Origin of the sequence: Iodobacter arcticus (genome assembly GCF_042664895.1) — a bacterium.
GTDB classification, from domain to species: Bacteria; Pseudomonadota; Gammaproteobacteria; order Burkholderiales; family Chitinibacteraceae; genus Iodobacter; species Iodobacter arcticus.
Map to the genome: position 1 here is coordinate 234,510 of NZ_JBHTBQ010000035.1, position 6,036 is coordinate 240,545.

Genomic DNA, 6,036 nt, shown 5'->3' on the forward strand with positions numbered 1-6,036 from the left:
GTAAGTAAAGTTTAATCATAAATTAATACTTGAAATACATAGAGCCCAAGCTCATTTCACTCTGGCTTAGCAATGTATTTGATTTTGTTTCGCTCTTTCTTTTTCTATTTTTCCTCTCTTTTATTACTTCATTTTCTTTTTTTACTTTTCGTTCTTTAATTAATTTTAAAAGTTCTGCTTGTGATGTCTTTGGTAAATCTATATTTGATGGGTTTTCCAAGCCTAGGGCATCAAAAACATAAGTTGCTACATTGACAAACTTCATTGTTTTTCGTGAGTAATGAATAGCAAATATCCCCATAAATATATAGATAGCAAGGGGAACCATCCAGAACTCTGAAATCGCTTTAAGTATATCTTCAAATTTAAAGACACTTAAAAGAGCCGCTAGCAATAATCCAGCACTAAAAATTAAACCTTTTTTCCCAAAAAATAACCCTAAAATGAAAGGAATGAACACACCAACAAGGGAGGCAATAGCCCCTAATCCAGATTCTGTGTATAAGAAGTAACCTCCCATCACTAAAATGGGATAGATACCCCCCATAAATCCAGTCACCCCAAGAAACCACCATTTAATCGCATTTTTTATATGGGCACGCTTGCCACGTGAGCAGTGTGGATAAAGAGCAATCGTTCTATCGGCGGGGCGAGCAATGGCGACTAATTCAAAATAATCATCTCGCCATTCACCAACAACATCCACAATATCATTGTTAGCAAATGGGCTACGCCATACCCAGCCCTTAATGGCCTTACCATTCATTTCAAACTCTACATAATCGGCTTCTTCTTCCATGTCCGATGCGGAAATCGCCGCGCCCATTGCCAGCCCACTTGAGCCGACCGCCGCACTGGCAATAGCAGCTAAACTCATCGCTTTATTGTCGTTTTGAGTAAAAAAGAAATTGGCATGTTCACGTGTTGATTTGTAGTTTTTAATCTGGCCACTGATTTTTACTAACCCAGAGGTAGATGGTTTTTGCTCAACAGGCAATATGCGTACTCCTTGCAGTGGCGAATGTATGTATAAATTAGATTTTCCGCCTATTTTACGGAGGGGATAGCTTAATATTTAAAATACATAGAGCCCAAGCTCATTTCACTCTGGCTTAACAATGCATTTGATTTTGTTTCGTTCTTTCTTTTCCTCTTTTTACTCTCTTTTATTACTTCATTTTCTTTTTTTACTTTTCGTTCTTTAATTAATTTAAAAACTTCTGCCTTAGATGTTTTTGGCAAATCTATATTTGATGGGTTTTCCAAGCCGAGGGCATCAAAAACATAAGTTGCCACATTAACAAACTTCATCGTTTTCCATGAGTAATGAATGGCAAATATTCCCATAAATATGTAGAACACAATTGGGGCAAGCCAAACCCTATGTGTCGCATAAATAAAATCATCTAGACCATAAAAATACATTAATGCGGATAAAATCACACCCACGCATCCGAACAGGCCTTTTTTTCCAAAGAATAGCCACATAATTGGAGGCACAAAAAAACAAAACATAGAAACGAAAAGACCTATCCAAGCTGCTCCAAGAGCTATATGCAAAGCACCTATGGCTGATAGCCAGAAAAATATACCAGTCACCCCAAGAAACCACCATTTAATTGCATTTTTTATATGAGCACGCTTGCCACGTGAGCAGTGTGGATAAAGGGCAATGGTTCGATCAGCGGGGCGAGCAATGGCGACTAATTCAAAATAATCATCTCGCCATTCGCCAACAACATCGACAATATCATTATTGGCAAATGGGCTGCGCCAAACCCAGCCTTTAATTGCCTTGCCATCCATTTCAAACTCTAGATAATCGGCTTCTTCTTCCATATCCGATGCGGAAATCGCCGCGCCCATTGCTAGCCCACTTGAGCCAATTGCCGCACTGGCAATGGCAGCTAAACTCATCGCTTTATTGTCGTTTTGAGTAAAAAAGAAATTGGCATGTTCTCGCGTTGATTTGTAGTTTTTAATTTGGCCGCTGATTTTGACTAATCCAGACGTTGAGGGGGTTTGCTCAATAGGCAACATTATGATGCTAACTCCTTTTTTGCGTTGTCGAGTGCGTGCTTCATTTCTTCACTGTCTAAATAAGCACCCTGATCATCTTTCTTGCGGCCAAAGGGGGTGAGATTAAGCCATGTTTCTAAAGCATCATCGGTCACTTGCCAAATAATAATTTGAATCCCAAATGCCCCGACGGTTAGCCATAAACCTACTGACATAAAAAATATCCGTGTGGCGATAATTGCGCTCGCTCGTACACCAAGAAAGGTCGTTACTTCTGCAAGGGCTGCATTGCTTGTTACTCGCAGAATAATTGGTGCGGCATATGTAAAAGTACTAGCACCGGTTAAAAGAGCCGAACTGCCACCAGATAAGGCTTTTAATAAATACAAAAAGCCAAGAAAATAATTTTCTTTCTGAAAGTTTTTATGCATATATGTAACATCAACAATCGCACCGATAATACCTGCGGCGGTACTAAACGCACCACCTGCAAGCTTCATCTTTTGAAAACTTCGACTATCCGCACCTACTGCATTTTTAATGGGTGTGGCGGAGATATCGATTATGCCTGCGGCTAAACTTAATGCGGATGCACTAATTAGCGCCTGTGTTGCAAAGTCATCATGGTAAAACGCGGTTAAGCGCGTTAGGTTAACGCCTTCAATGAGGCAAACAGCTAAAGTCAGCCGCATGTCTTTAATGGCTAGCAGATGATCGGCGGGTTTGCTCTTTTGGAAAGTTTCCCAAGCCGTGCCCAGATTCTTACCCTGATTCGCACGGAAAGCAGCTTCTCGGGCTGCGGCTTTTTTTGAGGTGAGCCGATCTTTTTTGCCCGTTTCCCGTTTGTTTTTCGAGGTGCTATCAATTTCTTTTCTGCGAAGTACATCCGCATTATGTTGCTCTTTAATTAAAGCTTTTACATCTACAGGATCAACTAAAGCACGCGCGCCCAAAATCATCTGGATGAATTTCTCACCCATATAATGTCCTGAACGATTCGACTTAGTGAGGTCTGCAACTTGATTAAAAGTGGGCAGAAAGGTGCGAAAGAATAAATCTCCCCCTGTCTTTATCCATGAGCCGGGATTACCTTTTGGCACGGCATGCAAAGCGATCCCAAAAGCTTTTGCTTTTGGATTGGGGTTAGGCTTTATTTTTGCATCTGCAAGTGCTTTCGCATTATTTGATTCAACTGTTAATGCTTTTTTGTATACATCAAATAACTTTTGCCAGGAAGTAAGAGATTTCATCCCCTCCTTAAAGTCCGCCTCTGTATAAGGTTTGTCTTTGTTTTCTTTGGCAAATTTTAGGAAATGCTCAAGTTCGGTGGCAATCTCTTTTTGATTCTGTGCTAATGCACGATAAAACAAACTGTTTTTATCAATCTTGATTTGATCCATCCAAATTTTTAGTTTGCGCTTCCCTGATTCACTGGAATTGATTCCCTGAATTGCCCCTCCAAAAACACTTTCAAAAGCAAGGCCATCCGCAGGGTTTTCACCATGAAAGTCTTCCAAGGTATCAATGAAGAGTGGGGCATCAAGCCAGCGAACCAAAACTTGAGTACGTTTATCTGCAAGCGATTCAACACTTTCGATCAGTTCTTTTTGATATTTTTTAAAATTGTTATATGCATCTTGGTCGATATTATTTTCATACTTATCCCATGTCCTTGCCATGGATTTTTTCTTGGCTTCTTCCCGAGCGTAATCACTATTGGTGATTGGATATAAAGTGGCTTGTTTGGCCACACTCTGAGTGGCTCCTCTATTGGAGATTGGATATGTAGTATGAGCGACTACTTGGCGATCTTCTTCTCTATCGATGGCTTCGCCACGTTGTAATGCTAAAGATTGCTTTAATGTTTCAATACTCAGAATGGCATCGAGCTGAAATTCACGTTCTTGAGTGAAAAGTGCGAGATAAGCAGCAGGATTATTACGATATCCATTCAATTCATGAGCCACTCCAATCGCATCCCAGAGGGCCATAACGTGCGGCGTGTTGGAGCCTCCTGCACTTTTCTTTGCACGAGATTGCATGAATTGCAAAGTCTCCGCGACCACGCCTTTGCGAGAAGTAACTCGATAATGCGTGCTGACCTTAGTCACTTGCCCTTTTTCATAACTACCATCGCGCTTACTAAAAATTGGCATTTTCTGATCGTAGGGTAACTGAGCGTTCGAAAAGCCTAGGCTGTACTCCATGATGCTTTCTAGTGCGGTTTGGCTGGCAGGGCTGCTGTGCGGGTTTTTGGTGCCAGCGGCCATGGCCTTGGGGTCGATTTCCTGCATTCTGGCGCTGCGCAGCTTGGCATCGCTGCTATATTGCGCCAGGGTTTCATCGCTCCATTTGTGCTCGCTAAACGCGATCCATGTTGGGCCGCACTCGTCTGGGCGATTAATAATCAGGTGGTGCAAGCGGCTGTTGCTATGGCCTGCGGTTTCACAGGTATTGGTATCTTTAGGTGGGGAAGCCGATTTTGGGGTGTGCTGTAGCAGCAGCAGGCCATCTTCGGTAACGGTATAGCACTCCCACTGCTTTGCGCCACGGGCGTTTTTTGAGTAAAACAAATACACATAGCCTGCACGAATGGTGCGCAATGCGTAGTGAAACTCATCGCCCAAGGCAATGTCTTTCACCCTTGTGCCTTCTGCCCAAGCGGGTAGTTTCGCTGTCACAGTCTTGGGGACGACGGCGTAACGCACCGGCATGATGGGTAAGCCACTGGCTTGGCATGCTTTACATAGCTGACTCATGCTTTGGTAATTTCCTAAAAATTGAAAGGCAAATGCCCTATGTAAAACTAAACTTTGTTTGCGGCGATGCTTTGCCAGTCGCTGTCACTCAGCTCTGCAACCAAGCTACCGTAATACGCATCCGCCGGCCGCGCGGTGAGGCACTTTTGCAGCAAAGGGTGGCGATCAAAAAACGGGTGGATCATCAAGGCGTGTTGGGCAAATAGTGCTAAATCTGCATCGTCACTAAAGCCCAGCAATCTAGCTCGTTTGATGGCCGCAAAGCCAAGCTCGTGCAGATGATCTAGCTGGGCTATTTGCAAATCGCTGTTTTGTGCCAGATAGGCCAGCAGCGCCTGATTAAAAGGCGCGATCAAGGCGATATCTTGCCAGAGCTGGCGGCCCCATATATCAGGTGTTCCCTTGTTGTTACCCGTATCAGGCTTGATTTGCAAAGCCATCAGCTGCCCGTTAGGTGCAATCAGGCTCCAGCTGGCTACAGGGCCTAGTAAGTATTTTTGCTGCTCATGATTAAGCAGTGGCCATAAGGCCCAGAGCACAGCAGGATCATGTAAGCGCAGTAAATGCTTGCCGCCTAAAGGAGAGAAGCGAATCATTTGTTCGCTGATATGCAAGGCGGCTTGCTGGGCATCCCCCGCAATCTCTAGCCAGCCTGCCACTCTGCGGCCACAGCCTTCGGCAATTAAATCTGGTGAGGCTTCTTGCAATGCTTGCTCGATACTGGGTAACAGCTGCTCTGCATTTGTGCCAGACAATGGCAGCCAATACGGCCGTATTGCCGGGTTGAGCGAGCGATGCTTTAAAGGCACAACAAAACCCTTTAACTTTGCTGCCTCATCCAGCCGCAATTCATCATCTGAAAGCGCTCTGTGGCTGTAATCCAAGGCGAGATAAAGGGGCTTTCCTGCTTGCAGCTGATCGCTCAAGCACTGCAAAACGGCCGTAGCATGGTTTGCCATGGTTGGATCTGTCATCTTTTTAATCCCTTAGCTTAAGCGCACAGTAGCCGCTTGAGACGCTGCTGCGGCATCCATACTTTGCTCGCAGCCTTTGGCAAACTTGGGCAAGGGCGCATTTAAGCTGGTTGGCCCGCTCAACACATGATTCGCGCCTTTCACTGTGACCGTGCCCGGGCAATGAATCTCGATATTGCCACCCTTTAGCCGGATATAGCCGCCACCTGCCGTGACTAAGATTTCATCTTTAGCCGAAACACTGAGCAGCCCCTTGCAAGCCGTCACTTTTAGGTCTTTATCGC

General features: G+C 44.3%; 5 protein-coding genes. All 5 read right to left on the bottom strand.

Annotated elements, in window-relative coordinates; genetic code table 11:
* Positions 1-22 precede the first annotated feature (22 nt).
* Positions 23-997 (bottom strand): putative type VI secretion system effector, encoded by a 975-nt coding sequence (locus ACFQNF_RS17155; RefSeq protein ID WP_380189133.1) that lies wholly within the window; start codon positions 995-997, stop codon positions 23-25.
* A gap of 71 nt (positions 998-1,068) precedes the next feature.
* Positions 1,069-2,040 carry a putative type VI secretion system effector gene (locus tag ACFQNF_RS17160; RefSeq protein ID WP_380189134.1) on the bottom strand — a complete coding sequence of 324 codons (972 nt, stop codon included), beginning with the start codon at positions 2,038-2,040 and terminating at the stop codon, positions 1,069-1,071.
* Positions 2,040-4,778, bottom strand: a complete 2,739-nt coding sequence (locus tag ACFQNF_RS17165; RefSeq protein ID WP_380189135.1) for a T6SS effector BTH_I2691 family protein — start codon at positions 4,776-4,778, stop codon at positions 2,040-2,042. The genes ACFQNF_RS17160 and ACFQNF_RS17165 overlap by 1 nt, the downstream gene beginning before the upstream one ends.
* A 47-nt stretch (positions 4,779-4,825) precedes the next feature.
* Positions 4,826-5,752, bottom strand: a complete 927-nt coding sequence (locus tag ACFQNF_RS17170) for a hypothetical protein (RefSeq protein ID WP_380189136.1) — start codon at positions 5,750-5,752, stop codon at positions 4,826-4,828.
* A gap of 12 nt (positions 5,753-5,764) precedes the next feature.
* The coding region (locus ACFQNF_RS17175; RefSeq protein ID WP_380189137.1) for a DUF2345 domain-containing protein at positions 5,765-6,036 on the bottom strand (272 nt) is incomplete at its 5' end.